Source organism: Pseudomonas oryzihabitans, assembly GCF_024652905.1.
GTDB classification, from domain to species: domain Bacteria; phylum Pseudomonadota; class Gammaproteobacteria; order Pseudomonadales; family Pseudomonadaceae; genus Chryseomonas; species Chryseomonas benzopyrenica.
Genome location: NZ_CP102428.1, coordinates 4,390,650 through 4,416,215 on the forward strand (window position 1 = coordinate 4,390,650; position 25,566 = coordinate 4,416,215).

Annotated in this window: 28 protein-coding genes; 3 read left to right on the plus strand and 25 right to left on the minus strand. The window is 68.5% G+C overall.

Going from position 1 to position 25,566, the window contains the following annotated elements; translation table 11 throughout:
* Positions 1–184: 184 nt before the first annotated feature.
* The gene (locus NRG74_RS20335; protein ID WP_017639990.1) at positions 185–709 is read left to right on the plus strand and encodes a gamma carbonic anhydrase family protein; all 525 of its coding nucleotides are present in this window, start codon (positions 185–187) and stop codon (positions 707–709) included.
* A gap of 313 nt (positions 710–1,022) precedes the next feature.
* Here the strand turns inward: NRG74_RS20335 and NRG74_RS20340 are convergent, their stop codons facing one another.
* The 3 genes from NRG74_RS20340 to NRG74_RS20350 form a co-directional block, all read right to left on the minus strand.
* A complete protein-coding gene (locus tag NRG74_RS20340) occupies positions 1,023–1,946 on the minus strand; it encodes an SdiA-regulated domain-containing protein (protein ID WP_257705161.1) in 924 nt (307 codons plus the stop codon).
* Between the two features lie 70 nt (positions 1,947–2,016).
* Complete coding sequence (locus NRG74_RS20345; RefSeq protein WP_257705162.1) at positions 2,017–2,922, minus strand: SdiA-regulated domain-containing protein; 906 nt, start codon at positions 2,920–2,922, stop codon at positions 2,017–2,019.
* Positions 2,923–3,061: 139 nt separating this feature from the next.
* On the minus strand, positions 3,062–3,727 hold the full coding sequence (locus NRG74_RS20350) for a fumarylacetoacetate hydrolase family protein (protein WP_257705163.1): 666 nt from the start codon (positions 3,725–3,727) through the stop codon (positions 3,062–3,064).
* Between the two features lie 224 nt (positions 3,728–3,951).
* On the opposite strand from NRG74_RS20350, the gene serA reads away from it, so the two are divergent.
* A complete protein-coding gene (gene serA / locus NRG74_RS20355) occupies positions 3,952–5,181 on the plus strand; it encodes a phosphoglycerate dehydrogenase (protein ID WP_017639986.1) in 1,230 nt (409 codons plus the stop codon).
* 196 nt (positions 5,182–5,377) lie between these two features.
* On the opposite strand, the gene rpiA is transcribed toward serA, so the two are convergent.
* Positions 5,378–6,052 (minus strand): ribose-5-phosphate isomerase RpiA, encoded by a 675-nt coding sequence (gene rpiA, locus NRG74_RS20360; RefSeq protein WP_064307602.1) that lies wholly within the window; start codon positions 6,050–6,052, stop codon positions 5,378–5,380.
* A gap of 127 nt (positions 6,053–6,179) precedes the next feature.
* Here rpiA and ilvA point away from each other — a divergent pair, with 127 nt between their 5' ends.
* Positions 6,180–7,694, plus strand: coding sequence for a threonine ammonia-lyase, biosynthetic (ilvA, locus tag NRG74_RS20365; RefSeq protein ID WP_257705164.1), 1,515 nt, complete (start codon positions 6,180–6,182; stop codon positions 7,692–7,694).
* 381 nt (positions 7,695–8,075) lie between these two features.
* Here the strand turns inward: ilvA and NRG74_RS20370 are convergent, their stop codons facing one another.
* The 21 genes from NRG74_RS20370 to NRG74_RS20470 all read right to left on the minus strand — a co-directional run bounded on the left by NRG74_RS20370 (position 8,076) and on the right by NRG74_RS20470 (position 25,390).
* Positions 8,076–8,312, minus strand: coding sequence for a hypothetical protein (locus tag NRG74_RS20370; protein ID WP_017642740.1), 237 nt, complete (start codon positions 8,310–8,312; stop codon positions 8,076–8,078).
* 59 nt (positions 8,313–8,371) lie between these two features.
* The gene (locus NRG74_RS20375; protein ID WP_017642739.1) at positions 8,372–8,821 is read right to left on the minus strand and encodes a hypothetical protein; all 450 of its coding nucleotides are present in this window, start codon (positions 8,819–8,821) and stop codon (positions 8,372–8,374) included.
* Between the two features lie 99 nt (positions 8,822–8,920).
* Positions 8,921–9,319: a hypothetical protein gene (locus NRG74_RS20380; protein ID WP_184290133.1), complete on the minus strand. Its 399-nt coding sequence runs from the start codon at positions 9,317–9,319 to the stop codon at positions 8,921–8,923.
* 23 nt (positions 9,320–9,342) lie between these two features.
* Positions 9,343–10,575, minus strand: a complete 1,233-nt coding sequence (locus NRG74_RS20385; protein WP_257705165.1) for a beta-ketoacyl-ACP synthase — start codon at positions 10,573–10,575, stop codon at positions 9,343–9,345.
* Positions 10,575–11,312 carry a 3-oxoacyl-ACP reductase FabG gene (fabG, locus tag NRG74_RS20390; protein WP_064308899.1) on the minus strand — a complete coding sequence of 246 codons (738 nt, stop codon included), beginning with the start codon at positions 11,310–11,312 and terminating at the stop codon, positions 10,575–10,577. The genes NRG74_RS20385 and fabG overlap by 1 nt, the downstream gene beginning before the upstream one ends.
* Positions 11,309–11,758 (minus strand): hotdog family protein, encoded by a 450-nt coding sequence (locus tag NRG74_RS20395; protein WP_257705166.1) that lies wholly within the window; start codon positions 11,756–11,758, stop codon positions 11,309–11,311. Before NRG74_RS20395 ends, fabG begins: the two co-directional genes overlap by 4 nt.
* Positions 11,755–12,939, minus strand: a complete 1,185-nt coding sequence (locus NRG74_RS20400) for a beta-ketoacyl-[acyl-carrier-protein] synthase family protein (RefSeq protein WP_257705167.1) — start codon at positions 12,937–12,939, stop codon at positions 11,755–11,757. Before NRG74_RS20400 ends, NRG74_RS20395 begins: the two co-directional genes overlap by 4 nt.
* A complete protein-coding gene (locus tag NRG74_RS20405) occupies positions 12,936–13,436 on the minus strand; it encodes a hypothetical protein (RefSeq protein WP_257705168.1) in 501 nt (166 codons plus the stop codon). The genes NRG74_RS20400 and NRG74_RS20405 overlap by 4 nt, the downstream gene beginning before the upstream one ends.
* Entirely contained in the window at positions 13,433–14,680 is a 1,248-nt protein-coding gene (locus NRG74_RS20410; RefSeq protein ID WP_160921885.1) for an NAD(P)/FAD-dependent oxidoreductase, read from the minus strand. Before NRG74_RS20410 ends, NRG74_RS20405 begins: the two co-directional genes overlap by 4 nt.
* Positions 14,673–16,997: an MMPL family transporter gene (locus tag NRG74_RS20415; RefSeq protein WP_184290145.1), complete on the minus strand. Its 2,325-nt coding sequence runs from the start codon at positions 16,995–16,997 to the stop codon at positions 14,673–14,675. Before NRG74_RS20415 ends, NRG74_RS20410 begins: the two co-directional genes overlap by 8 nt.
* On the minus strand, positions 16,994–17,578 hold the full coding sequence (locus NRG74_RS20420) for an outer membrane lipoprotein carrier protein LolA (protein ID WP_184290147.1): 585 nt from the start codon (positions 17,576–17,578) through the stop codon (positions 16,994–16,996). Before NRG74_RS20420 ends, NRG74_RS20415 begins: the two co-directional genes overlap by 4 nt.
* Positions 17,566–18,000 (minus strand): acyl-CoA thioesterase, encoded by a 435-nt coding sequence (locus NRG74_RS20425; protein ID WP_160921882.1) that lies wholly within the window; start codon positions 17,998–18,000, stop codon positions 17,566–17,568. The genes NRG74_RS20420 and NRG74_RS20425 overlap by 13 nt, the downstream gene beginning before the upstream one ends.
* Entirely contained in the window at positions 17,993–19,519 is a 1,527-nt protein-coding gene (locus NRG74_RS20430; protein ID WP_257705169.1) for an HAL/PAL/TAL family ammonia-lyase, read from the minus strand. The genes NRG74_RS20425 and NRG74_RS20430 overlap by 8 nt, the downstream gene beginning before the upstream one ends.
* Positions 19,509–20,429, minus strand: coding sequence for an LpxL/LpxP family acyltransferase (locus NRG74_RS20435; protein ID WP_160921880.1), 921 nt, complete (start codon positions 20,427–20,429; stop codon positions 19,509–19,511). Before NRG74_RS20435 ends, NRG74_RS20430 begins: the two co-directional genes overlap by 11 nt.
* Positions 20,426–21,163, minus strand: coding sequence for a glycosyltransferase family 2 protein (locus NRG74_RS20440; RefSeq protein WP_184290151.1), 738 nt, complete (start codon positions 21,161–21,163; stop codon positions 20,426–20,428). The genes NRG74_RS20435 and NRG74_RS20440 overlap by 4 nt, the downstream gene beginning before the upstream one ends.
* Positions 21,160–22,806: an AMP-binding protein gene (locus NRG74_RS20445; protein ID WP_184290153.1), complete on the minus strand. Its 1,647-nt coding sequence runs from the start codon at positions 22,804–22,806 to the stop codon at positions 21,160–21,162. The genes NRG74_RS20440 and NRG74_RS20445 overlap by 4 nt, the downstream gene beginning before the upstream one ends.
* A complete protein-coding gene (locus NRG74_RS20450) occupies positions 22,803–23,375 on the minus strand; it encodes a hypothetical protein (protein WP_160921877.1) in 573 nt (190 codons plus the stop codon). Before NRG74_RS20450 ends, NRG74_RS20445 begins: the two co-directional genes overlap by 4 nt.
* 10 nt (positions 23,376–23,385) lie before the next feature.
* A complete protein-coding gene (locus NRG74_RS20455; protein ID WP_027599969.1) occupies positions 23,386–23,640 on the minus strand; it encodes an acyl carrier protein in 255 nt (84 codons plus the stop codon).
* Positions 23,641–23,650: 10 nt separating this feature from the next.
* On the minus strand, positions 23,651–23,911 hold the full coding sequence (locus NRG74_RS20460) for a phosphopantetheine-binding protein (protein WP_017642722.1): 261 nt from the start codon (positions 23,909–23,911) through the stop codon (positions 23,651–23,653).
* Positions 23,904–24,671: a lysophospholipid acyltransferase family protein gene (locus NRG74_RS20465; RefSeq protein ID WP_184290155.1), complete on the minus strand. Its 768-nt coding sequence runs from the start codon at positions 24,669–24,671 to the stop codon at positions 23,904–23,906. The genes NRG74_RS20460 and NRG74_RS20465 overlap by 8 nt, the downstream gene beginning before the upstream one ends.
* Positions 24,668–25,390, minus strand: a complete 723-nt coding sequence (locus NRG74_RS20470; RefSeq protein WP_257705170.1) for a beta-ketoacyl synthase chain length factor — start codon at positions 25,388–25,390, stop codon at positions 24,668–24,670. The genes NRG74_RS20465 and NRG74_RS20470 overlap by 4 nt, the downstream gene beginning before the upstream one ends.
* Positions 25,391–25,566: the final 176 nt, after the last annotated feature.

Here is a 25,566-nt window from a genome sequence, read left to right on the forward strand (position 1 = left end):
CCAGCGTGCTGGCCGTGGTCATTCGTCGCAGTCCTGCGGTCTCAGGTTCCCTGAAGGCATTCTTTCGCTATCGAGAATGACTTGCAACAACGCGAAGGCGCCGTTCGCTGGCGATTGCGCCCGTCGCTCACCTCGGCGAACAATCGGACTTTCCGCCAACCATAACAACACGAGGATGACCGCCATGAAGTACCGCCTGGGAGAACACCGCGTCGACGCCCATCCGCACAGCTGGGTCGCGCCTACCGCCGCGGTGATCGGCAAGGTGCGCCTGGATGAAGGCGCCAGCGTCTGGTTTGGCGCGGTGCTGCGCGGTGACAACGAACTGATCCACATCGGCCCCGATAGCAACGTGCAGGACGGCGCCGTGCTGCACACCGATCCCGGCTCGCCGCTGACCCTGGGGCGCGGCGTCACCGTGGGGCACCAGGCCATGCTGCATGGCTGCGAGATCGGCGACGGCAGCCTGATCGGCATCCACGCGGTGGTGCTCAACGGCGCGCGCATCGGGCGCAACTGCCTGGTGGGCGCCAATGCCCTGGTCACCGAGAACGCGGTGATCCCCGATGGCTCCCTGGTGCTCGGCTCGCCGGCCAAGGTGGTGCGTACCCTGAGCGACGCCCAGCAGGCGCAGCTGGCGGCCAATGCTCAGGTCTATGTGGCCAATGCGCGACGCTACCTGGAGGAGTTGTTCGAGCAGGGGGAGTAGGGGGCAGTGGGTTGGCGGTAGTGACATAAGGGGGCACCGGACCACCCCCTCTCCCTCCGGGAGAGGGCTGGGGTGAGGGGGAGGTGCCAAAGCCTGTTGGGCTTCGCTGCGCTCAACCCAACCTACGACGATTCCCGTAGGTTGGGTTGAGACGGCTCCATCGTCGAAGCCCAACACTGGCTGCGTAGCGTGAAAAACGGCGCAGCCTTTTCTATATGACCATCGCTGCCGGGCGCGCCCTCACCCCAACCCTCTCCCGAGGGGGGCTATCCGAGCAGGCGCCGGACCGCCTTGGCCGCGATGAGCTTCTACCTCACGGCTTCTCGAAGCGATAGAACAGATTCGGCTCGCTGACCACATACAGCCGGCCCTGGTCGTCCATGGCCACGCCCTCGGCCTGGGGCACGCTGCGGCTCAGGCCGTGCTGGCCGCGCAGCAATGACAGGGAGCTGATCGGCTTGCCGTCGTCATCCAGCTCCAGTACCAGCCGCGACTGATCGGAGAGCGCCAGCAGATGTCCGGTGCCAGGGTCGAATTGCAGGCTGGAGAGATCACGCACGAACAGGCGGCGGTCACGCTTGGGGTCGCTGCGCAGCGACAAGGCCTGCAGGCCCTCGAAGGCTTCGCTGCCCAGGCCGTCGATCTCGTAGATGCGTACCGGATCGCTTTCCTTGGCGACGAAGAAGCGCTCGCGGGCCGCGTCGTAGGCCAGGCCTTCGTTGCCGCGGTTGTCGCTTTCCACATCGCTCAGGCTGAAGGGATGACTGACCTGGCGGTCGTCGATGTCCACCACCTGGGTGTCGGCACCGATTTGTACCCGCACCAGGCGTTGGCGGCGCTCTTCGCTGATCATGTACACACCCGGCTTGATGTACTCGATAGCTTCCGGATCGCTGAAGCCCTTGAGGTCCACCTGGCGTAGCAGCCGGCCGTTCAGGTCGAGTTCGAGAAAACGCGCCGGCTTGTTGGTGACGCTGACCAGGGTGCGGCGATCCGGATCGAAGCTCAGCGCCGAGACGTCGGTGATGCCCTCGCCGATGGGACGCGCTTCCACGGTGACGCGATAGCTCGGCAGCCACAGCGAGCGGGCCTGCCGACTCTCGGCCTGGAGCTGGCTCTGGACGTTGAACCAGAGGCGCTCGAACAGCCGGTGCTGCTGGGCCACCAGGGTCAGGGTCAGCAGCAGGGCGGCGCCCAACAGGGCACCCAGAGTGCGCGGGGAAAACAGCGGAAGCATCGACAGGGTCCTGAGGCGGTGATGCCGCGCAGCCTAAGGGCGCCACCCTGAATTCAAGCTGAATAGGCGCTCATTGCGCCGCTTTGGACACCTTGTGAAACACGTGGAAGAGATTGGGTTCACCAATCAGGTAGAGATTGCCGGCCTCATCGAGTGCCACGCCTTCCGGCTGTTCCATGGTCGCCTTGAGGCCGTGCAGACCGTTTCTGAGGCTGATGAAGCTGACCGGTGCACCTTCCGCGGTCATTTCCACCAGGGTGTGGGACTGATCGGACAGGGCCAGCAGATGACCGGTGCGCGGATCGACCGCCACCGCGGAGTAGTCGATCACCAGCTGCTTGAGGGGAAAGGGCTGGAGGGTACCGGTAACGCCGCGGCCGTCGCTGGCCAGGGTAAAGAGGGCGGCCGGGTCGCGCTCCTTGCTGAGGATCAGGCGTTGGCGCCGTGGATCCCAGGCGATGCCTTCGAAGCCCTTGTTGCCGGCGTCGGGAAAGCCCAGGTCACGATGCTCGAAGGTGTTGGCGTCCAGCTCCTGGGTGTCGTCCGCCAGTTGGAACAGCGACAGCCGCCGCTGGCGCTCGTCGACGATGGCCAGGCGCCCGTCTTCCAGGGCGGTCACGCCTTCCAGGTTGGCGACGTTGCGGATCGGGATGCGCCTGAGGATGTCGCCGGTCAGGCTCAATTGCACCAGGTAGGGCGTATTGCCGGTGACGGCGAAGAGGGTGCGGGTGCGGGGATCGTAGGTGAGGTCGGAAGTCTCGGCTTCGGCCAGGCCCGGCAGCGGCTTGCCCTGGATCACCGCCTGGTAGTCCGGCAACCAGACCGCCTGGGCCCGTACTTCCGGCGGCGTGCGGTATTCCTGCCACCAGAGCAGCGCGCGGTCGTTCCAGTGCCAGACGAAGGTGAGGACGATCAGCACCAGCAGGACGAAGGCGGGGAGGAGGCGGAACAGGATGAGGCGGGGGAGTCTGGACATGCGGGCTCGTACGGCTTCTTGTTATGGCTTGTCTGCACAGTCGCCGAGCGTAGGCACTTTTCAGGCAAAGCCTAGAGCGTCGTGGCCGTGCCGGTACACCATCGCCAGGCACCCGCCAGGCGACGGTGGGTGGCGGGGGTTATAGCACGCGGGTTTCGAAGCGGCTAACGTCCGGCAGCTCCAGCACCAGTTGATCGCCCACGTTGAGCGGTCCGACACCTACCGGTGTGCCGGTGAGGATGACGTCACCCGGTTGCAGGGAGAAATGCCCGGCGATGGTCTGGATCAGCGGCAGGATGGGGTTGAGCATGTCGCGGCTGTTGCCGTCCTGGCGCACCTCGCCGTTGATGGTCAGGCGCACCGGGATGTCGGCCAGATCCTCGAAGGCATCGCCCGGCACGAAGGGCGCGAGCACGCAGGCGCCGTCGAAGCTCTTGGCGATTTCCCAGGGATAGCCCTTGTCCTTGAGGCGGCTCTGCACGTCTCTCAGGGTCAGGTCCAGGGCGGGGGCGAAGCCGGAGAGGGCGTCGCGGACTTCCTCTGCCGAAGGCTTCTTCGACAGCGGCTTGCCGATCAGCACGGCGATCTCGGCCTCGTAGTGCACCGAACCCTGGTCGGTGGGAATGGCGAAGCCGTCCGCCACCGGCACCACGCAGCTGGCCGGCTTGATGAACAGCAGGGGCTCGGTGGGAACCGGGTTGTTCAGCTCCTTGGCGTGTTCGGCATAGTTGCGGCCGATGCAGACGACCTTGCCCAGGGGGAAGTGGATCTTGGTGCCATCGAGGTACTGGTGCTGATAGGCCATCTTGTGCTCCTGGTGAGTGGCGTCTGCTGGCGATCTTAACCAAAAGCGGGCGCCGCGGCGCGTTGCCGGTCGCGAAGTGCTCATGGTCGCCCTGAGAAAGCTTCAGGTCGCAACCGGACCTGCATGCGGCGGCTCATGCTAAGATAGCGCCCCCTTTGCCGCTGGCTGAACTGGCCTGCGCCGCGCCGGCATCCTTCTCCCTGGAAACTCTGGATTCAACGCAGATGAGCAAGACTTCCCTCGACAAGAGCAAGATCCGCTTCCTTCTCCTGGAAGGCGTCCACCAGTCCGCCGTGGATATCCTGAAGTCCGCGGGTTACAGCAACATCGAGTACGTCACCAGCTCCCTGCCGGATGCCCAGCTCAAGGAAAAGATCGCCGACGCCCACTTCATCGGCATCCGTTCGCGCACCCAGCTCACCGAAGAGGTGTTCGACTGCGCCAAGAAGCTGGTCGCCGTCGGCTGCTTCTGCATCGGCACCAACCAGGTCGACCTGCAGGCCGCCCGCGAGCGCGGCATCGCCGTGTTCAATGCCCCCTATTCCAACACCCGTTCGGTCGCCGAGCTGGTGCTGGCCGAGGCCATCCTGCTGCTGCGCGGCATCCCGGCCAAGAACGCCTCCTGCCACCGTGGCGGCTGGATCAAGAGCGCGGCCAACTCCTTCGAGATCCGCGGCAAGAAGCTCGGCATCATCGGCTACGGCTCCATCGGCACCCAGTTGTCGGTGCTGGCCGAGGGCCTGGGCATGCAGGTGTTCTTCTATGACGTCATCACCAAGCTGCCCCTGGGCAACGCCCAGCAGGTCGGCTCCCTGACCGAGCTGCTCGGCATGAGCGACATCGTCACCCTGCACGTGCCGGAAACCCCCGCCACCCAGCTGATGATGGGCGAGCGCGAGATCCGCGCCATCAAGAAAGGCGGCATCCTGATCAACGCCGCGCGCGGCACCGTGGTCGACCTCGACGCCCTGGCCGCGGCCATCAAGGACGAGCACCTGATCGGCGCCGCCATCGACGTTTTCCCGGTGGAGCCGCGCTCCAACAACGACGAATTCGTCTCGCCGCTGCGTGGCCTGGACAACGTCATCCTCACCCCGCATATCGGCGGCTCTACCGCCGAGGCCCAGGCCAACATCGGTCTGGAAGTGGCCGAGAAGCTGGTCAAGTACAGCGACAACGGCACCTCGGTGTCCTCGGTCAACTTCCCCGAAGTGGCCCTGCCGTCGCACCCGGGCAAGCACCGCCTGCTGCACATCCACCAGAACGTGCCGGGCGTGCTGTCGGAGATCAACCGGGTCTTCTCCGAGAGCGGCATCAACATCTCCGGTCAGTACTTGCAGACCGACGAGAAGGTCGGCTACGTGGTGATCGACGTCGACGCCGACTACTCCGACCTGGCCCAGGAAAAGCTGCAGAACATCAAGGGCACCATCCGTTGCCGCGTGCTGTTCTAAACCTTTAGCTGTTATAGAAAAGCCCCGGTCGGGTTCGCCTGACCGGGGCTTTTGCTTGCGTGCTGGCAGGGCATCCATCGCGGCCATGGGCCGCTCCTACAGGACGCTCGGTGTATCGGTAGGAGCGGCCCACGGCCGCGATAGGGTCACGCAGCAGCGGCCACATCGGCGGAACGCCTTGGCCGCTGGTAGAGACTCAGCTGCGCTCCAACCGCTCCACGCCCTGGGCGGTGCCCAAGAGCAGCACGTCCGCCGGGCGGGCGGCGAAGAGGCCGTTGGCGACCACGCCGACGATGTTGTTGATCCGGGCCTCCAGGCCCACCGGATCGACGATGTGCATGTTGTGCACGTCGAGGATGATGTTGCCGTTGTCGGTCACCACGCCGTCGCGGTATTCCGGGTCGCCGCCCAGTTTCACCAGCTCGCGGGCCACGTGGCTGCGGGCCATGGGGATGACTTCCACCGGCAGCGGGAATTCGCCGAGGACGTCGACGCGCTTGCTGGCGTCGGCGATGCAGATGAATTTGCGCGCCACCGCGGCGACGATCTTCTCGCGGGTCAGGGCCGCGCCGCCGCCCTTGATCAGGTTGAGGTGGCCGTCGGCTTCGTCGGCGCCGTCCACGTAGAACTCCAGGTCGCTGACGCCGTTGAGGTCATAGACGGTGATGCCGTGGCGCTTCAGCCGGTCGGCGGTGGCCTGGGAGCTGGCCACGGCGCCGTCGAATTCCAGCTTGTGCTTGGCCAGCAGGTCGATGAAGAAGTTGGCGGTCGAGCCGGTGCCCACGCCGACCACGCTGTCGCGGGAGAGCTGGGGAAGGATGAGGTCGACCGCGGCCTGGGCGACGGCCTGCTTGAGCTGGTCCTGATTCATGGGGGTATCCGCAGAGAAACGGGTGAAGGGTCGCCGATTATAGCCGCTCGGACGGCCTGGCTAACCTACCCGGGAGTGCCCGTAGTAGACTTTTCGCCCCCGCCGCACCCACCGGATCGTCCCGCCGATGCTCGAACAGTATGTGAAGAAGACCCTGCTCGCCCCCGTCTACGACGTGGCCATCGAGACGCCCCTGCAACCGGCGCGGGCGCTGTCCGAGCGGCTGGGCTGCCAGGTGCTGCTCAAGCGCGAAGACCTGCAACCGGTGTTTTCCTTCAAGATCCGCGGCGCCTACACCAAGCTGGCCAGCCTCTCGACCGAAGAGAAGGCCCGTGGGGTGATCGCCGCCAGCGCCGGCAACCACGCCCAGGGCCTGGCCCTGGCGGCGCGCGAACTGGGCGTGCGGGCGATCATCGTCATGCCGCGCACCACGCCCGAGCTCAAGGTCATCGGCGTGCAGTCCCGTGGTGGCGAGGTGGTGCTGCACGGCGACGCCTTTCCCGAGGCCCTGGCCGAGGCGCTGCGCCTGGTCGAGGAGCAGGGCTACACCTTCGTCCCGCCCTATGACGATCCGGACGTCATCGCCGGCCAGGGCACCGTGGCCATGGAGATCCTGCGCCAGCATCCGGGCCGGCTGGACGCCATCTTCGTCCCCGTGGGCGGCGGTGGCCTGATCGCCGGTATCGCCGCCTATGTGAAATACCTGCGCCCCGAGATCCGGGTCATAGGCGTCGAGCCCGATGACTCCAACTGCCTGCAGCAGGCCATGGCCGCTGGCGAGCGGGTGGTCTTGCCGCGGGTGGGGCTGTTCGCCGATGGCGTGGCCGTGGCCCAGATCGGCCACCATACCTTCGAGATCTGCCGGCGCTATGTGGACGAGGTGATCACCGTCAGCAGCGACGAGATCTGCGCGGCGATCAAGGACATCTACGACGACACCCGCTCCATCACCGAACCGGCTGGCGCCCTGGGCGTGGCCGGGATCAAGAAATACGCCGAGCGCGCCGGCAGTGGCGGCCAGGTGCTGGTGGCCATCGATTCCGGCGCCAATATCAACTTCGACCGCCTGAGACACGTGGCCGAACGCGCCGAACTGGGCGAACAGCGCGAAGCCATCATCGCCGTGACCATCCCCGAGCGGCCGGGCAGCTTTCGGGCCTTCTGCGAAGCCCTGGGCCGGCGGCAGATCACCGAATTCAACTATCGCTACCACACCGGCCAGGAAGCCCATATCTTCGTCGGCGTTCAGACCCATCCCCAGCGCGATCCGCGTGAGGCCTTGCTGCAGGGACTACGCGACCAGGGTTTTCCGGTGCTGGACCTGACCGACAACGAACTGGCCAAGCTGCACATCCGCCACACCGTGGGTGGCCATGCCATGCGGGTCGACCAGGAACAGGTGTTTCGCTTCGAATTCCCCGAGCGACCCGGGGCGCTGTTCGATTTCCTTGAAAAGCTAGGCGGCCGCTGGAACATCAGCATGTTCCATTATCGTAACCATGGCGCGGCGGACGGGCGGGTATTCGCGGCGCTGGAGGCCAGTCACGCCGAGCGGGGCGAGCTGTTGGCAACCCTGGATGCCATCGGCTATCGCTATTGGGACGAGACCGAGAATCCGGCGTACCGGTTGTTCCTGGGCTAAGGTCTGGTGGTGTTGGGCTTCGCTGCGCTCAGCGCCAACCTACGGGTAGGTGGATCACGGTGCGGCCTTATCCACCGTTGGTACCGGAGCCCGTAGCGTGGAAAACGCTGCGCGGTTTTCCACGCTACGGTTGAGTACGCCCGATCGCGGCCATGGGCCGCTCCTACAGGTCCAGATGTCATTGTAGGAGCGGCCCATGGCCGCGATGAGCGAAATATCGGACTTCCGGAGCACCCGCATCGGCGGATCGCCAGGGGCGCGATGAGCCCATAAACCAACGCTGAACCAGACCGCCTCCTCTCCCTCTGGGAGAGGGCTGGGGTGAGGGAGGCCAGACACCGCCAGTCCTGCCCGTTGGGCTTCGCTGCGCTCAGCTCCAACCTACGACGCCGGCTCCTCCACGCTGATATCTGTCAACCCATGCACTTCGGCTTGCCGCATGATGGCCGCGGCGGGGGCATCGGCAGGCGGCAGGGCCAGGCTGTTCTCGGCGTCGGCGCGCAGGTGTTCCAGCACGGCGAGGGCCGCTTCATGGGGCGCGAGCGTCGCCTGCGGATGGTCGAGATCGAGCTGGCGGGGTTCGCCGTCCTTGCGGTAGTGGACGCGAAAGTGGGGCATAACGGCGGCCTCCAGGTAGGTCTCTAGACAGACCCGCCCGGACGCGCCGCCGTTCCGACCTACTTGAGGATCACCAGCTTGCCCTTGAGGGCGACACCGGCCATGAGCGCGCCGGCGTGGCATTCGTAGCGGCTGGGATCGCTCCACTCGTTCTTCTTGTAGTAGCTGGTGATGTCGGTGACGGCATTGGCACCGGCGGCCTTGGCCGCTTCCTGCAGGCGGATCAGCGCCGATTGCAGCACCCAGCGGCAGGCGACCTCGTCGGTCTTGTTGAAGGCGTTGGTCTTCTGGTTGGTGGTGATGCTGGAATTGACCACCGTGGCCTTGCCCGGCACCGGGTTGCCGGCCAGGTAGAACTTCACGCTGCCGTCCAGGCGCTTGGCGGCCAGTGCTTCCTGGACCACCTCGGCGAAGGGCAGGTGCAGGGTGGTGTCGCGGGCCTGGGCGATGCTGGGCAGCAGGGTGGTCAGGCTCAGGGTCAGTGCGAGGGTGGCGGCTAGGGTACGCATGGTGACTTCCTTGTGGTGGGGGATGACTGTTTAACCCAGAACGCTCGCCCCGTCAGCCTGGGGACCGGCATTCTGCGATATCGCGCAGGCTGCGGAGCGCTACTCCGCGTCGGCAGCGGGGGCCGGCAGCTGCAGCTGACGACGGATGTCGGCGTCGAGCAACTGGACCCACTTGTTGTAGTTGCGATGAATGCGCTCGCCGTCGTAGTCGAGGCCGGCGCTGTCGCGGTAGCGGATCTGGTAGCCCTTGGTGCTGTAGGGGATGTCGACCCAGGCCTGGTGGCGATCGCGCACCACGATGCTGGCGACCACCAGGCCGGGGCTCTCCTGGCCGACGCTCCAGCCACGGCGTTCGAGGGTGTCGACGATGGCGCGCCGGACATCGGCGGCGTTCTCCACCCGGTCGGCGGGGAAGACCTCCTGGGGCGTCACCAGGGGCGCGCGGGTGCAGGCCGCCAGGAACAGCAGCGCGGAGACGAGCAGCAGGCGACGCAACATGGGAATACCTCGGGAAATGGCCATCAGGACCAGCGGCGGAAGATCAGCGAGGTGTTGACCCCGCCAAAGGCGAAATTGTTGTTCATCACATGATCGGTACGCAGGGTCCGCGGTCCGTCACGCAGATAGTCCAGCTCGCCACACTGGGGGTCCAGGTCGTCGAGGTTGAGCGTCGGCACGAAACGCTCTTCGTTCATCATGGCGATGCTGAACCAAGACTCCAGGGCGCCACAGGCACCGAGGGTATGGCCCAGGTAGCTCTTCTGCGAGCTGATGGGCATGCGGGAACCGAACAGCGCCTGGGTGGCCCGGGTCTCGGCGATGTCGCCCTGTTCGGTGGCCGTGCCGTGGCCGTTGACGTAGCCGATGGCCTCCGGCGCCAGCCCGGCGTCTTCCAGGGCCAGCTCCATGGCACGCTGCATGGTGGCCTGTTCGGGGCGGGTGGAATGCTGGCCGTCGGCGTTGCTGCCGAAGCCGACGATCTCGGCGTGGATGTGCGCGCCGCGCGCCAGGGCGTGTTCCAGCTCTTCCAGCACCAGGATGCCGGCGCCTTCGCCGATCACCAGGCCGTCGCGTCCCTGGTCGTAGGGACGCGGCGAGGTGTGGGGCGCATCGTTGCGCAGGCTGGTGGCATAGAGGGTGTCGAAGACCATGGCCTCGCTGGGACAGAGTTCTTCGGCGCCGCCCGCCAGCATCAGCGGCAGGCGCCCGAACTTGATGGCTTCGTAGGCGTAGCCGATTCCCTGGCTGCCGCTGGTGCAGGCGCTGGAGGTGGGAATCAGCCGGCCCTTGAGACCAAAGAACAGACTCAGGTTGGCGGCCGCGGTGTGCGGCATCATGCGCACATAGGTGTTGGCGTTGAGCCCCACGGCGGCGTCGCTGAGCAGCATGTTGGCCAGCGCCTTGATGTCGTCGGTGCTGCCGGTGGAGGAACCGCAGGCCACGCCCATGCGGCCATCGGCGATGCTGGGATCGTTCAGCAGTCCGGCATCGGCCAGGGCACGCTCGGCGGCGGCCACCGCCAGCTGGGAGACGCGGCCCATGCTGCGTAACTGCTTGCGCGTCCAGTGGCCGGGCACCTGGAAGTCGACGATGGGCCCGCCCAGGCGGGTATTCATCTCGGTATAGCGATCCCAGGCGTCCATGCGGCGGATGCCGCTGTGGCCGGCCAGGAAGTGGTCGCGGATGGTCGGCCAGTCACTGCCCAGGGCGGTGACGCCGGCCATCCCGGTGATCACGACGCGGCGCGTACTCATCAGCACAGCCCTCCGTTGACCGCCAGCACCTGACGGGTGATGTAGCCGGCCTCGGGCGCGAGCAGGAAGGCCACCGCATGGGCCACCTCCTCGGGGGTGCCCATGCGCCCGGCGGGGATCATTTCGAGGATCTTGTCCACTGGCACGTGCTCGTCGAGGATTTCGGTGTCGATCAGCCCTGGGGCCACGCAGTTGACGGTGATCTTGCGCTTGGCCAGCTCCACCGCCAGTGCCTTGGCAGCACCGATCAGCCCCGCCTTGGAGGCACTGTAGTTGACCTGGCCGCGATTGCCGATCAGCCCGGAGACCGAGGTGATGCAGACGATACGCCCCGGCGCGCGGCGGCGGATCATCGGCATGACCACCGGGTGCAGGACATTGTAGAAGCCGTCGAGATTGGTGCGTAGGACCACGTCCCAGTCTTCCCCGGTCAGCGCCGGAAAGGCGCCGTCGCGGGTCAGGCCGGCGTTGCAGACCACACCATAGTAGCCGCCGTGGGCTTCGGTATCGGCCTCGAGGATGGCCGCGCAGGCGGCGCGGTCGCCGACGTCGAATTGCAGCACCCGGGCCGTGCGGCCCAGGGCCTCGACCTCGGTGCGGACGGCCTCGGCTTCTTCGCGCCGGCTGCGGCAGTGCAGCACCAGGTCGTGCCCGGCGGCGGCCAGGCGCAGGGCGATGGCGCGGCCCAGGCCGCGGCTGGAACCGGTCACCAGGACCGGGGCGGGGGCAACGCTCATGGCGCGGGCTCCTCTAGATACAGATCCGCCCGGGGCGGACGATAGACGTTCAGGCGGGCGCTGGCCTGGCAGCCAGGACCCTGCAGATGGCAGTCGAAGATGGCCATGCCATCGTCGTTCTGCAGTGCCGGCTGGGCGTGGATGCGCAACTCACCGCCGGCGGGAAAGGCCGCCACGTCGCAGGCGAACTGGCGGGTGCCGAGCAGGAAACCCAGGGCCGGAGCCTCGCCGCGGCGGCGCGCCTGGCAGCCGGCGAAGGCCGCCACGCTCTGCGCCATCAACTCCACGCCGATCCAGGCCGGCAGGGCGCCGTCGGCGTCGGTGAAGAGACCGGGACGTACCACCAGGCGGGTCTCGATGCCCTGGTCGTCGCAGACGAGGATCTCCTCGATCAGCAGCATGTCGCCGGCGTGGGGCACCAGCTCGGCGAGGGGCCAGGGGATCATGGCGTGGCTCCGAGGATGAGGCTGACGTTGCTGCCGCCAAAGGCGAAGCTGTTGCTCATGGCATGGCGGCGGCCATCCAGGCGGCTGTCGGCGTGGGCCAGCGCCAGGCGTGGCAGGGCCGGATCGGCCTGGCCGTCCCAGCGCTGCGGTGGCAGCTGGCCGGCCGGGTTGAGCTGCGGGTCCAGGGTCAACCAGGCGAAGGCGGCTTCCAGGGCGCCGGCGGCGCCGAGGGTATGGCCGGTCAGCGGCTTGGTCGAGGAGCAGGGCACCCCGGCCGGAAACACCTGGTGGGTGGCCTGGCTTTCCATGGCGTCGTTGTGTGGCGTGGCGGTGCCGTGCAGGTTGAGATAGCCGATGTCGCCCGGCTGCAGACCGCTGGCGCGCAGCGCCGCCTGCATGGCCTGGACGGCGCCACGACCGCTGGGATCGGGGGCGGAGATATGGTGGGCATCGGAGCTGGCGCCGCCGCCGAGCAGGGCGATGGGGCCGGGTTCGCGGGTCAGCAGGAACAGCGCCGCCCCCTCGCCGATGTTGATGCCGCAACGATTGACCGAGAAGGGATTGCACAGCGACTCGCTGACCGCTTCGAGGGCGGCGAAGCCGTTCAGGGTCAGGCCGCAGAGGCTGTCGACGCCGCCGCAGAGCACGGCATCGCAATGGCCCTGGACCAGCAGCCGACGGGCGCTGAGCAGGGCGCGGGCGCTGCTGGTGCAGGCGGTGGACAGGCCATAGCAGGGGCCGCTCAGGCCCAGGTAGCGGGCGAGGAAATCCGCCGGCGCCACCAGCTCCTGCTGGGCGTACTGATAACCCTCGGGCAGCTGACCGCTGCGCTGGTGCACGGCGATGCCTTGGCTGGCCTCGTGAATACCGGAGGTGCTGGTGCCCAGCACCACGCCGATGCGCGCCGGGCCATGGCGCTCGATGGCCTGGCGCACCTGAGGCTCGATCTCGGTCAGGGCCGCCAGCAGGAGCTGGTTGTTGCGACTGAAATAGGGCGTCCAGGCCGCTGGCCAGGCCGGCAGCGCGGCGGTGACGGTACCTACCGGCGGCTCACGCTCGGGAATCCAGCCCAGGGTGGGCTGCATGCCCGTCGTGTCGCCGGCGAACAGGCCGCGCGCCACCTCGGCCTTGCCCTGGCCCAAGGCGCAGAGCAGCCCCAGGGCATTCAGGTAGGCGCTCAAGGCGCGGACTCCGGCAGCAGGGTCAGGCGATAGCGCGACCCGTCCGGCGCCTCCAGCTCCAGGCGCTCGGCGGCGGGATAGCGCACCTGCCAGTCCTTGAGGGTGCGACTGTCGTCGGCAGCCCTGTGCCAGTCGCCCGCGGCATAGGCCCGCGGCAACTGGTCGGCCGGGGTCAGGGCGAACAGCAGCACGCTGAAGAAGGTGCGCGCCCGGGGATTGGGCGGCAGCAGGCCATCGGCGTGCCAGGCGCCGTCGAGCAGCCGCTGGCGCGCCTGGGGCACGCCCAGGGGATCGAACAGGGAAAAGCGCAGGGCCTGGCCTTCCGGTTGGATGGCCAGCAGCAAGGCGTCATTGCCCTCGGCGGTCTGGCGTTCCACCTGGTAGACGAGGGCGCGCGCCAGCGGCGGCGGACTGCTGGGCAGCGGTGGCTGGCTGGCGCAGGCGGCGAGCAGCAGCAGGCAGGCCAGCGCGAAGACGAACGGACGGGGCAGGGTCATGCAGGATGGGCCGAATTCAGCTGGCAGAGCTCGACGAGCAGGCGCAGGCGCCGCTTGGGCTCCTTGACGAAGGGGTTGCGAAGGTCCCAGGCGTAGCCGGCGAGAATGGCGCAGATCATGCGGCGGATCTCGGGATCGGCGTTCTCGAAATAGATGACGTCCTGGAAGCTGCCATCGTACCAGCCCTCCACATAGGCACGGAACGTATCGACGCCCGCCTTGAGCGGTCGGGCGAAATCGCCCTCCCAGTCCACCGGCTCGCCACGCAGCTGGCGATCCACCAGCGGCGCGGCCAGGCTGGCCGAGCGCAGGGCGATGGTGACGCCCGAGGAAAACACCGGGTCGAGAAACTCGGCGGCGTTGCCCAGCAGGGCGAAGCCGGGGCCGTGCAGGCGCTTGACGTTGGCCGCATAGCCGCCCAGCTCGCGCACTGGGGTATCCCAGACCGCATTGTGCAGCACCCGGGCCAGGCTCGGGGTCTCGGCCACCCAGTCGCGCAGACAGGTGGCGAGATCGGGGGCGCGTCCGGCATAGCGCTCGGCGGCGGCCACCACCCCGAGCGAGGTACGGCCGTCGCTGAAGGGGATGGTCCAGAACCAGACGTCGCGCAGGGTCGGATGGGTGGTGATGAGGATGCGTTCGCGGTCGAAGCCGGGATCGTCGATGCGATCCTCGACATGGGTGAAGAGGGCGCGACGCACCGGGAAGTCCGAAGGGGCCTCCAGGTCCAGCAGGCGTGGCAGCACCCGCCCGTAGCCACTGGCATCGAGCAGGAAGTCGGTGGTCAGCGCATAGGCCTGGCCGTCGTCGCCCAGCACCTCGATCCGGGTTCTTTCACCGCCTTCGCCCAGGGTCACGGCGGTCACCCGCTGGCCATAGCGGATCGCCACGCCCTGGCGCGCGGCGTCGTCGGCGAGGATCTTGTCGAAGGGGCCGCGCTGGACCTGGAAGGTGCTGCGCCCGCCGCTGTAGGTGTCGCGGAAGTCGAAGTCGGTGTAGCGCTCGCCCCAGGCGAAGGCCGCGCCGACCTTGGTCTGAAAACCGGCGGCCTCGACCGCGGGCAGCATCCCGGCTTCCTCGACAAAATCCAGGCTGTGGGAGAGCAGGCTCTCGCCGATGGAAAAGCGCGGGAAGTGCTGGGCTTCCAGCACCAGTACCGGATGGCCGCGACGCTTGAGCAGGGCGGCGACCACGGCGCCGGCCGGGCCGGCGCCGATGACGACTAGAGGATGATGTTCAACCATGACGAAGGTCCTTTTCGTGGGAGACGGGGGGCGAGGCCCAGGGCGCCAGCAGAAAGCTGAACACTAGGCCCAGGCTGATGGCCAGGCCGAAGTTGGCGATGGCCGGGGTGCTGCTGAGCATCAGCAGACCGAACGACAGCCAGCTGCCGACGCCGGACAGCAGGCCGCCAAGCAGACTGACCGCCGCGCCGCCGATGGCCTCGTGCATGAGGATGGCGTAGTCCACGCCGATGGCGGTGATGAGCAGCAAGGCGAAGAGGCTGAACAGGGTCAGCGGCTGACCCAACCAGCCCAGGCAGGCCAGGGCCGCAAGGGCCGCCAGGAGCGGCAGGCAGACGATACGCAACGCCGCACGGCGACCGAAAGCCCAGAGCAGCAGCAGGAAGATGGCCGCCGAGGCCAGCAACTTGAGCTCCACCGCGAGGCGCTGGGTATGGAGGAACAGCCCGCGTAGTTCGCCGAGGCGATCCACCAGCTGCACGCCGGGCATACCCTCGGCCACCGTCTGCAGGACCTGGGCGTTGCCCAGCCCTTGCAGGCTGACCAGGCCGGCCGCGCCGCCATCGGCCGTGCGGCCCAGCCAGAGCGCTCGCCAGGGCTCGCCGAGCGGGTCGGCCAGGGCCTGGTCGAGACTCAGGTCGGGTAGTTGATGCAGTTGCTTGAGTTCGGCGTCCAGCGCCTCGGCCGGAATGCCTAACGCCAGCAGGGGTTGCAGGCGCTCGCCCCAACCGGCCAGGGCCTGGCGCAGTTCGGCCTGGGCCGCGGCGGGGGCGACCAGGCCGCTGAGGGCGCGATAGCCCTGCAGCTGGCCCTGACTGACCAGGCTGTCGAGCCGCTGGCCTAGGGCGGCCTGGCGGCGCAGCACCTCGTCGGCATCCGCCCCGCGCACCAGGAAGAACTGGCTGGTGGGTTGCAGCCCGGTAAGGCGGGCGATGGTCTGGGCTTCGCGGGTCAGGGCCGGGTCCTGGCCAAGCCAGAGGCGCAGGTCGTTCTGTAGGTGCAGCTGCCAGACGCCGGCGCCGCAAAAGGCCAGCAGCGCCAGCAGTAGCGGCAGGCTGCCGGTGCGCGCCAGCAGGCGCAGTCGCAGGTCGAGCAGGCGTTGCATCAGCCTCAGGGGCGCGGCGGGCGGCGCCAGGTCCAGGCGTTGCCACCAGGCCGGCAAGAGGCAGACGGTGGTGAGGTAGGCGCCGATCAGGCCGGCGGCGGAAAACACCGCCACCTGGGTCAGCGCCGGAAAGGGCGTGCAGGCCAGCGCCAGGTAGCCCAGCAGATTGGTCGCCAGACTCAGGGACAATCCCGGCAGGGTCTGGCGCAGGATGGCCGTGGCATCCCAGGAGCCACCCTTCCAGCTCTTGCTCAGGTAGTGCAGCGGGTAGTCGGCGGCCACCCCGGTCAGGCTGGCGCCGAGGATCAGGGTGAGGGCGTTGATCTGGCCGAACAGCAGCACGCAGGTGGCGCTGCCGGCCAGGAGGGCCACGCCCACCGCCAGCAGGCTGAGCAGCACCCGCCAGCGGCGGAACAGCCCCAGCAGCAGGGCCAGGGTGCCAAGGGTGGCCAGGCCGCCGATCAGCGACATCTCGCGACTGGCGGTGGCCTGGCCGGCGGCGGCGTATCTCAGGCCGCTGGCGGCGAGTAGCTGACCGCCATCCGCGACCACCTCACGGCGGGCGGCCTCGATCAGGGCTTCTACCCGTGGCGGGGCATCGAAGTCGAAGGCATCGGCGCGGGTACGGGCGCGGATCAGGGCCCAGGTCAGGCCGTCGCCCTGGGTCAGCAGCAGGCCGCTGCCGGCGTCGAATTGCACCTTGCTGGCCGGCGTGAGCTGGCGCTGCACCAGCAGGCCGAGGCCGAACCAGTCCTGCTCCAGGGGCAGGGCGCCGGCGCCGGCGAAGGGATCGAAGAGGGCCGCGGCCCGGGCCTGCAGATAGCTGTCGGGCGTCTTGAGCAGTTCGTCGCGCGCCGGCCCCGGTGTCAGCGCCAGGCGACTGGCCAGGAGTTGCTGGCGCAGGCCAGGCAGATCTGGCGTCAGCTGCCATTGCACCTTTTCGAACAGTGGCTCCCGCGACCAGGTCTGGCCCAGGCGCTCGACCAGGGCAGCTACCCGCTCACGCTGGGGATGACCCACCAGCAGGAGTACCTCACGATTGAGCGGCTCGGCCATGCGCGCCTCGGCCTGCTGGGTAAGGGCGTCGCCGGCGCCCTGGGGCAAGAGCGCCAGCAGATCGGCAGCCACTGGCGGCCCGTGGCGCCACTGCCAGGCGCTGAGCGCCAGCAGGGCGAGCAGGAACAGCAGGAAGGGGCGCTGCAGCCGGGTCACTGGAAGACCGCGCGCTGCTCGGCGCCCAGGGTGTCGCCAGGCTGGCCATCCAGCCTGAGCAGGCTGCGGTCGCCCTGGGTCTCGCGGATCTCCACCTGTTCGACCAGGGCACCGCCCTGGATGAGGATGCCGTCGAACACCTGCTTGAGCAGCGCGCCGCGTGGGGTCAGGCGCAGCTGCCAGTGATTGGCGTCGCCGGTCAGGGCCAGCTCGAAGTCGCGTTCCAGGCCGCTGCGATCGCCGCCGAGCACGGCCAGGAACAGGGCGCTCTGGCGCGCGGCCAGGTCGCTGCCGGGCAAGGGCGTCCAACCCGTCGGCGTCTGCTTGGCGATGGTGCCGGGGGTGATGCGATAGGTCTGCGCCAGGGGCTTTTCCAGCCGCCAGAGCAGGCCCAGGCCGCGGGCCAGGGTGAAGTGACCGCTGCTGGTCAGCGGCTGCGGCAGGGCGCGCAGATAGCGCTGCTGGACGAAGCTGCCCTCGACCGCCGCGGGGCGCGCCAACTGGGCGGCCAGGTCGTCGAGATCGAAGGCCTGGGCCAGGGGCGCGGCCAGGATGAATAGCAGAGCGATCAGCGTGCGCATGCCAGGGCCCTCTCCACGGCGTCGATGAAGACCTTGGGCGAGGCCAGCTGCATCTCGCGGCTGACCATGTCCACGGCGACCTGCACGGTACTGGCGCGGGTCAGGCGCTCACCGGTGGCAGCGTCGCTGATCAGGTAGTTGAGCTTGAGGCGATGCTCCCACTCCACCAGATCGGCGCGGACGCGGACGCGTTGCTGGAACAGCAGCGGACGGATGTAGCGAATCTGCAGGTCGATCACCGGCCAGCCATAGCCGGAGTCGCGCATCTGCAGGTAATTGTGGTCGAGGCGGTCGAGCAGGGCGCAGCGCGCCACCTCCAGGTACTTCACATAATGGCCGTGCCAGGCGATTTCCATCATGTCGACGTCGAAGAAGGGGATCTGCATCTCCACCTCGACCTGTAGGGCACCGGTCTTACGCATAGAGCCTCCAGTGGCGCGCGCGAATCAGGGTCAGGGTCTGGCGCAGTTCGGCTTCCAGGGCACGGTCTTCGATCAGCGGCGGGAAGGTCTCGCCCAGCGCGCGGTGCATGGCGGCCAGGGGCGCGGGCGGTTGCCCGCCCTGCTCGCACCTGAGCCAGACGCCCTGTTGGGCGGCCAGCAGGGTGGCGGCGGCCACCTGCTCGGTGAGCTCCAGCACGCGCAGGGCGTCGCGGGCGGCGATGGTGCCCATGCTGACCTTGTCCTGGTTATGGCATTCGGTGGAACGGGAGAAGACGCTGGCCGGCAGGGTGCCCTTGAGCGCCTCGGCGGTCCAGGCGCTGGCGCCGATCTGCACCGCCTTGAAGCCGTGGTTGAGCATGGCCCGCTCGGCCGGGGCGCCGGAGAGATTGCCCGGCAGGCCATGGTTGTAGCGCGCATCCACCAAAAGGGCGAGCTGGCGGTCGAGCAGGTCGGCGACGTTGGCCACCAGGGTCTTGAGACTGTCCATGGCGCAGGCGATATGGCCGCCATAGAAGTGGCCGCCATGCAGCACCCGCTCGTCTTCGGCGTCGATCAGCGGATTGTCGTTGGCGCTGTTGAGTTCGGTCTCGATGAACTGGCGCAGCCAGGGCAGGCTGTCGGCCAGCACGCCCAGCACATGGGGCGCGCAGCGCAGCGAATATCTGTCCTGCAACCGGTGTAGGGGCGCCGCCGGACCCTCGGCGGCGAGATCCGCGCGCAGCCAGGCGGCCACCTGGCCCTGGCCCGGATGGGGCTTGGCGGCGAACAGGCGCTGATCGAAGTGCTCGGGGTTGCCGGCCAGGGCCACCACGTTGAGCGCGGTGATGCGCGTCGCCAGGCGCAGCAGGTACTCGGCGCGGGAAAAGGCCAGGCAGGCCAGGCCGGTCATCACCGCAGTGCCGTTCATCAGCGCCAGGGCTTCCTTGGGTCTGAGCACCAGCGGCGTCCAGCCCAGCTCGACATGGACGTCCGCTGCTTCCCGTATCTCATTGCGCCAGAGCACCTGGCGCTCGCCGCAGAGGGCGGCAGCGACGTAGGACAGCGGGGTGAGATCGCCACTGGCGCCCACCGAGCCCTCCTCGGGGATCAGCGGCAGGAGGTCTTCGCGCAGGAAGGCGGTGAGGCGTTCGAGCAACTCGACGCGCACCCCGGAGACGCCCTGGCACAGTGACTGCAACCGCGCGGCCAGTACCGCGCGGGTCGCCGCCGCATCCAGATGGCGGCCCAGGCCGCAGCCGTGGAAGGTGTAGAGCTGACGCGGCAGCGCCTCGACCTGGGCCAGGGGCACGGCGACCACGCAGGAATCGCCGTAGCCGGTGGTGATGCCGTAGACCGAACCCTCGCGGGCCAGCAGCGACTCGACGAAGCGCGCGCCGCGGGCGATGCCGTCGCGGAAGGCGACGTCGTCCTGCAATTCGGCCTGGGCCCGGCCCTCGGCCAGGGCGACCAGGTCTTCGATGGCGAGGGCCTGGCTACCAAAGCGAACACTAGCGTTCATCGCGACTCCAGAAGGGGTAGAAGTTGAACCACTGCCGCGGCGCCTTGAGGCAATGGGCGGCGAGGCGCTCGGCATAGGCCTGGGCCAGGCCCTGGATGCCGGCAGCGCGCTCCTGGCGACGCCAGGCCGGGGCCGGGGCGAAATCTTCCAGGTAGAGGTGGTAGCCGTCGGCTTCGCGCAGGCAGAACAGCAGGTTGGTCGGGCAGCGCAGCAGGTGCGCCAGCAGCCAGGGACCCTGGGGGAAGGGCGCCGGGGCGCCGAGGAAATCCACCTCGACGGTGCGGCCGCCGTGCAGCGGCACCCGGTCACCGGCGATGGCCAGCCATTCGCCGCGCTCCAGGCGTTCGTTGAGCTGCAGCATCACCGCCGGGTCCAGTTCGCTGACCTGGATCAGTCGCAGGTCACTGGCGCCGGCCTCTTCCAGCAGGCGATTGAAGGCCTCGGCATGGCGGGTGTGCACCAGCACATTGAGCCGTACCCGCCGTCCCAGCTGGGCCAGGGCGCGACAGACTTCGAGGTTGCCCAGGTGGGCGGTGACCAGGATCTCGCCGCGCGGGGCGTGCATGCGGCTGTGCACCTGATCCGGGTCGTGCAGTTGCACCTGATCCAGGCCGAGACGGCCGTTCCAGGCGTCGAGCTTGTCCAGCAGGGCTTCGGCGAAGGCCATGAACTGGGCATAGCCGCTGCGCCAGCTGGGCTGCAGATCGGGACGATTGCTCCAGCGGGCCAGGCGTTGCTGGTAGTCGCGGATGCCACGGCGGGCGCGGGCGCCGAACAGGAAGAAGTACAGCACGATCAGCCGCAGCAGCGGAGCGATGGCGCGGCGGCCCAGGTGCCGCGCCAGCCAGGCGGTGAGGCGCATCAGCACCGGGCTGCCACGCTCGCGCTGCTGCGCCCAGTGGCCGCTCACGCGCGCACCCGGCGCCAGAGCAGGCGAGGCGCGCGCAGCAGCATGCCGAAGAACAGCCGGGTGTGCATGCGCGAGATCAGCACGTTGTCCTGCCAGAGGCGAAAGTGCGAACGGCCATCCAGCGGATAGTGCACCCGGGTCGGCCGCCAGCGCATGGGCTGCTCGCGCCAGGCCAGGCGCACCAGGATCTCAGGGTCGAAATCCATACGCCTGCCCAGGCCGCCGGCGCGGATCACCGCCAGGGTCGGCGCCAGCGGGTAGACGCGAAAACCGCACATGCTGTCGCGGATCGCCAGGGACAGGCTGTTGATCCACACCCAGACATGGGTGAGGTAGCGGGCATAGAGCCGGCCCTTGGGCACCGAGTCGTCGAACTGCGGGTAGCCGCAGATCAGCGCCTCGGGATAGGCCTGGGCCTCGGCGAGAAAGGCGGCCACGTCGGCCAGGTCGTGCTGGCCGTCGGCATCCACCTGCAGGGCATGAGTGAAACCCAGGCGCTGCGCCTCGGCGAGTCCGGCCATCACCGCGCCGCCCTTGCCCTGGTTGACCGGCAGCCGCAGCAGATGGACGTCGGCTTGGGTCGCCAGTTCGTCCATCACCTGGGCGCAGGCGGGGCTGGAGGCGTCGTCCACCAGCACGCAGGGCAGGGCGCGCTGGCGCAGCGCCTGGACCACCAGCGGCAGGGCGTGCTCATGGTCGAACACCGGGATCACCGCGCAGGCACGAAAGCTCATGGCTGCGCCTCCTTGAGCAGGATGCGCCCGGAGGAGCAGGCCGCCGTGCCCTGGCGAAAGGCGAAGTGCAGCTTGCTGCGGGTGGCGTCGAAGTGGAAGGTCAGGGTCACCCGATCGCCGGGGCGCAGCAGCTGCTGGAACTTGAGCACCTCCATGCCGGCGAAGTCTGCGGGTAGATCCAGGTGCTGACGGGCCAGGCGCTGGGCCCAGCCGACCTGCACCACCCCGGGCACCACCGGCGCCGTGGGGAAGTGGCCGGAAAAGAACGCCAGGTCCGGGGCGATTTCCAGTTCCAGGCGCCAGCCGTCCTCGGTCTGCTCGACGCCGAGCGGCTCGATCTCTACCGGCCGTGGCTGGGCCAGCAGCCGCTCCACCTCGGCCTGGGCTAGCTTGCCCTGGGCGCTGTAGGGCAGCGCCAGCAGCAGGCGCCAGCGGCGCGGCAGGGCGATGGCCTCGCAGTGGCCGGCCAGGTATTCGCGCAACTCGGCCACCAGGGCACGGCGACCGCCGTTGCGCAACTGGTGCAGGCCGCTTTCGCTCAGGGCGACCAGGGCGCCGAGCAGGGCGCGACCCTGTTGCACCACGCCCAGGCGGACGTCGGCGACGGCGGGATGGTCGAGCAGGCGCGCTTCCAGCGCTGGCAGGGCGATGCGCTTCTCTTCCAGTTTGACGATGCGATCCAGACGCCCGAGCAGCTCGAAGCGACCGTCTCCCAGCAGGCTCACACCGTCCATGGTCTGCTCGCGCACGCCCTGGGGCAGATAGGGTGAGGTCAGCCAGAGGGCGCCGTCAGCGTCCTGGCCCAGGATAAGGTCGGCGAAGGCCTGCCAGGGCTGCGGGCCCTGGCGCCAGGCGATGCCGCCGGTCTCGGAGCTGCCATAGACCTCGGTGGGGTACTGGCCGAAGCGCGCCTGGCAGGCCGTGGCCGCCGCCTCCGGCAGCACGCCGCCAGAGGAAAACACCCGCACCACCTGACCGAGGATGGCGTCATCGAGGTTCTCGCCCAGGCGCTTGAGCAAGGCCGGGCTGCTGATCCACACCGCTCGGCGACCCGCGCGCAGCAGGGCGGCGGTCTCCCGCTGCAGCTCCTCGGTGAAGGGCAGCGCCTGGCGGGCGAAGGGGCGACCGGCGCAGAGCGGCCAGAGCACGCGAAACAGCAGGCCATAGATGTGCTGGGTGGAGACACTGCCAAGGATGGTTGCCTCGCCCAGAGACTCGCCCCAGAGGCGCTCCAGGGCAGCGACCTCGTTGGCCAGCTGGAACAGCTGCTTGGCGATCAGCTTGGGTTCGCCACTGGAGCCCGAGGTGCTCAGGGTCAGCAGCGGTGCGTGGAGGTCGAGCGCGGCGGGCGCCAGGGGCTCGGCGGCGGTCCAGCCGGCAAGATCGTCGAGCCAGGCATCGAGCGTAGGCATCAGCCGAGCACGGGTGGCGGGCTGGGCGTCGGCCGGCAGGATCACCTCGATGCCGGCGCGCCAGGCACCGAGCAAGGCGCAGGCCAGGTCCTCGGCATCGTCCAGGTGCAGCGCCAGGCGCCTGAGGCCACCAGCCTGGAAGGCCGCCGCCAGGCTCAGGGCGCGCTGCTTGAGTGCCGCATCCAGCGGGCTCGCGGCGCCCAGCAGCTCGGCGAGAGGGGTGAAGGTCATGGCAGCCTCCGCACGCGCTGGCGGACCAGCCATTCACCGGCGAACAGCAGGCCCATCAGGCCATAGGCGATGACGCCGGTATAGAGCGTCCACCAGGCCAGCGGCGCCCAGAGCGCCAGGGCAGCGGCGGTGAGCGCATTGAACAGAAAGAACAGGCACCAGACCTGGGTCACTCTGCGGGTGTAGCGCACCGCCCGTGCTGGCAGCTCGGGTTCGCGCAGCCGCGCCAGGCGCTCGATCAGCGGTTGGCCGCGCAGCAGGCTCAGGCCGAATACTGCCAGCAGGAAGAGGCTGAGCAGCACCGGATACCAGCGCAGCAGCACGGCGGCGTCGCTCAGGGCCAGCAGCAGGCAGAAGCCCAGGGCGACCAGGGCGGTGCCGCGCTGCAGGCCGTTGAGGCCGGGTTGCAGCAGGCGCAGGCCCCAGAGGGCGCCCAGACCGGCAGCGAACAGCCGTGGCGAGAGGTGCTGCAGGCCGAAGTAGACGGCGAAGGGATAGGCCAGGCCGAGCAGGAGCAGCAGGGCACTGGCGACCAGGCCCAGGGGGGAGCGGGAAGGCAGGGCACTCATAGGCGGCGGATCAGGCGTCCGCCTGGCTGATGCGATGGACGGCCTCGACCACGTCACCCACGGTGCGCACCTGGCGGAATTGCTCGGCGGCGATCTTGTGCCCGGTCTGGCGGCGCAGGTGGTCGATCAGGTCAACGGCGTCGATGCTGTCGATCTCCAGGTCCTCGTAGAGGTTGGCCTCCAGGGTCACCCGCTCGGGCTCCAGTTCGAAGAGTTCGACCAGGGCGCTGCGCAGGGTCTCGAAGATGGCTTCACGGCTTTGCATAGCGATCTCCTCAGGCGGCGCGCTGGGCGGCGACGAAGGCCGCAAGGGCGTTGACGTTGGCGAAATGGGTGCGGGTGTCCTTGGCCTCGGCGTCGATGCGGATGCCGTAGCGCTTCTGGATCGCCAGGCCCAGCTCCAGGGCGTCCACCGAATCCAGGCCCAGGCCGTCGCCGAACAGGATCTGGTCGTCGCCGATGTCGTCGACGGTGACGTCCTCGAGGCCGAGCGCCTCGATGATCAGGCTTTTGAGCTCAAGGTTGAGATCAGTCATGGTTGCCGGTTTCCTTCAGGTAGAGCTGGTGCAGCTGGTCGTTGAGTTCACGCGACGCCAGCGGCAACGGCCGCCCGGCGAAGGTGGTGGGGTCGATGTCGGCGCCCACTTCCAGCTGGAAGTCGAAGCGCCGCGCGGGAATGCGATACCAGGGCGTGGCCTTGGTCAGGGTGCTGGGTACCACGCGGATAATGACCGGGGTGATGCAGCGGGCGCCGCGCAGGGCGATGGCCGCGGCGCCACGATGGAAGCGCGGCGGCTCGCCGGGGGTGGTGCGGGTACCCTCGGGAAAGATGATCAGCGTCTGGCCTTCGCGCAGGGCGTCGGCGGCTTCGTCGAGCATCTCGGCGCTGCCGTTGTTGCTGATGTAGCCGGCGGCCTGGATCTGCCGCTTGAGATAGGGGTTCTGCCAGAGACCCTGCTTGACCACGCAATTGGCGTCGGGCACCAGGCCGATGAGCACCACCACGTCGATCAGTGAGGGGTGGTTGGCGATGATCAGCTGGCCCGGACGACCCAGCCGCTCGCGGCCCTGGATACGCAGATTCATCACCCGGGTCAGCACCATGAAGGCGACGAAGAAGCGGAACAGCCGGGCATTGGCCCGCCGCGCACGCTGGCGGCGGCGCAGGGGATCGCCCGGCATCACCAGCAGGAGCGGCAGGATCAGCAGGCGAAAGACCAGGGCGCCGCAGCCGAACACCACGAAGTTGAGCCCCGTGGCCAGCAGGCGATAGCCATAGTCCAGCCGGCCGCTCATCCGCAAGCCTCCGCCTGCCAGTGCCAGGCGCGCCCGGCATAGGCGAGGTGGCGCTCGCCGCGTGCTTGCAGCAGGCGCAGCAGTTCCAGAGCATGCGGCCAGACGCTGGTCGCGGCGTCCGCCGGGGCCGGCTCGCCGCTCAGGCCATGGCTGCTGCCAGGAGTGAGCAGCAGGCCCACGGCATAGGGAAAGGGAACGTCATCGATCTGGGGCGCATAGAGGGTAGGCGGCGCCTCTTCGGCGATCACCACCAGCACCCCGCTGGCGCCTTCGGCGAGCAGGGTGGAGGCTTCCAGCACGGCGTGTTCGAGACCATCGCGGCCAGTGGCCAGGGCATTCATCTCGCTGTGATCGCCGCGCAGGATCGACCACTGGCCGATGATGGCGTTGTGCACCGAAAGGCTGAACTGGGTCGGGGAGAGCGGCTCGCCGCGGGCCAGCTCTTGGAGGATGGCCAGGGTGCGCGGGGTCTCGCCGTGGCGCGAGGCGAAGATCAGCGGCAGCGGCTCGCCATGGGCGTCGGCCAACGGCCAGGCCACCTGGAAGGTCATGCGCGCCAGCCGGCTCAGGCGGCGGCGCTGCATGGCCGGCAGGAAGCTGGCATCGGGTTGGCTGCCGTCGTCCGCCGGACACCAGGGCGCGGCGCACCACTGCCGCCAGGCGTCCTGGTCGCCAAGACCAGGCGCCCAGGCGCGCCAATCGCTAATCTGGAAGTGCATGTTCACAGCCGAATCTACCCCGGAGCCTTACGTGCTTGCCGTTTCATCTATCCCTGATGAGCAGGGTATTGCAGCGTTCGGCGCGCATTATCCAAGCGGCTCCCACCCTAGGCAAACATTTGTCTGAACTTTGCTAAGAGGTGACAGTCATGCCGCGAAGCCAGGGACAGGCTAGC

Bases quoted from the DNA above. Each gene is read 5' to 3' on its own strand.
- NRG74_RS20335 (WP_017639990.1), top strand. From the start codon at position 185: ATGAAGTACCGCCTGGGAGAACACCGCGTCGACGCCCATCCGCACAGC.
- NRG74_RS20340 (WP_257705161.1), bottom strand. From the start codon at position 1,946: ATGCTTCCGCTGTTTTCCCCGCGCACTCTGGGTGCCCTGTTGGGCGCC.
- NRG74_RS20345 (WP_257705162.1), bottom strand. From the start codon at position 2,922: ATGTCCAGACTCCCCCGCCTCATCCTGTTCCGCCTCCTCCCCGCCTTC.
- NRG74_RS20350 (WP_257705163.1), bottom strand. From the start codon at position 3,727: ATGGCCTATCAGCACCAGTACCTCGATGGCACCAAGATCCACTTCCCC.
- serA (WP_017639986.1), top strand. From the start codon at position 3,952: ATGAGCAAGACTTCCCTCGACAAGAGCAAGATCCGCTTCCTTCTCCTG.
- rpiA (WP_064307602.1), bottom strand. From the start codon at position 6,052: ATGAATCAGGACCAGCTCAAGCAGGCCGTCGCCCAGGCCGCGGTCGAC.
- ilvA (WP_257705164.1), top strand. From the start codon at position 6,180: ATGCTCGAACAGTATGTGAAGAAGACCCTGCTCGCCCCCGTCTACGAC.
- NRG74_RS20370 (WP_017642740.1), bottom strand. From the start codon at position 8,312: ATGCCCCACTTTCGCGTCCACTACCGCAAGGACGGCGAACCCCGCCAG.
- NRG74_RS20375 (WP_017642739.1), bottom strand. From the start codon at position 8,821: ATGCGTACCCTAGCCGCCACCCTCGCACTGACCCTGAGCCTGACCACC.
- NRG74_RS20380 (WP_184290133.1), bottom strand. From the start codon at position 9,319: ATGTTGCGTCGCCTGCTGCTCGTCTCCGCGCTGCTGTTCCTGGCGGCC.
- NRG74_RS20385 (WP_257705165.1), bottom strand. From the start codon at position 10,575: ATGAGTACGCGCCGCGTCGTGATCACCGGGATGGCCGGCGTCACCGCC.
- fabG (WP_064308899.1), bottom strand. From the start codon at position 11,312: ATGAGCGTTGCCCCCGCCCCGGTCCTGGTGACCGGTTCCAGCCGCGGC.
- NRG74_RS20395 (WP_257705166.1), bottom strand. From the start codon at position 11,758: ATGATCCCCTGGCCCCTCGCCGAGCTGGTGCCCCACGCCGGCGACATG.
- NRG74_RS20405 (WP_257705168.1), bottom strand. From the start codon at position 13,436: ATGACCCTGCCCCGTCCGTTCGTCTTCGCGCTGGCCTGCCTGCTGCTG.
- NRG74_RS20410 (WP_160921885.1), bottom strand. From the start codon at position 14,680: ATGGTTGAACATCATCCTCTAGTCGTCATCGGCGCCGGCCCGGCCGGC.
- NRG74_RS20420 (WP_184290147.1), bottom strand. From the start codon at position 17,578: ATGCGCACGCTGATCGCTCTGCTATTCATCCTGGCCGCGCCCCTGGCC.
- NRG74_RS20425 (WP_160921882.1), bottom strand. From the start codon at position 18,000: ATGCGTAAGACCGGTGCCCTACAGGTCGAGGTGGAGATGCAGATCCCC.
- NRG74_RS20430 (WP_257705169.1), bottom strand. From the start codon at position 19,519: ATGAACGCTAGTGTTCGCTTTGGTAGCCAGGCCCTCGCCATCGAAGAC.
- NRG74_RS20440 (WP_184290151.1), bottom strand. From the start codon at position 21,163: ATGAGCTTTCGTGCCTGCGCGGTGATCCCGGTGTTCGACCATGAGCAC.
- NRG74_RS20445 (WP_184290153.1), bottom strand. From the start codon at position 22,806: ATGACCTTCACCCCTCTCGCCGAGCTGCTGGGCGCCGCGAGCCCGCTG.
- NRG74_RS20450 (WP_160921877.1), bottom strand. From the start codon at position 23,375: ATGAGTGCCCTGCCTTCCCGCTCCCCCCTGGGCCTGGTCGCCAGTGCC.
- NRG74_RS20455 (WP_027599969.1), bottom strand. From the start codon at position 23,640: ATGCAAAGCCGTGAAGCCATCTTCGAGACCCTGCGCAGCGCCCTGGTC.
- NRG74_RS20460 (WP_017642722.1), bottom strand. From the start codon at position 23,911: ATGACTGATCTCAACCTTGAGCTCAAAAGCCTGATCATCGAGGCGCTC.
- NRG74_RS20465 (WP_184290155.1), bottom strand. From the start codon at position 24,671: ATGAGCGGCCGGCTGGACTATGGCTATCGCCTGCTGGCCACGGGGCTC.
- NRG74_RS20470 (WP_257705170.1), bottom strand. From the start codon at position 25,390: ATGCACTTCCAGATTAGCGATTGGCGCGCCTGGGCGCCTGGTCTTGGC.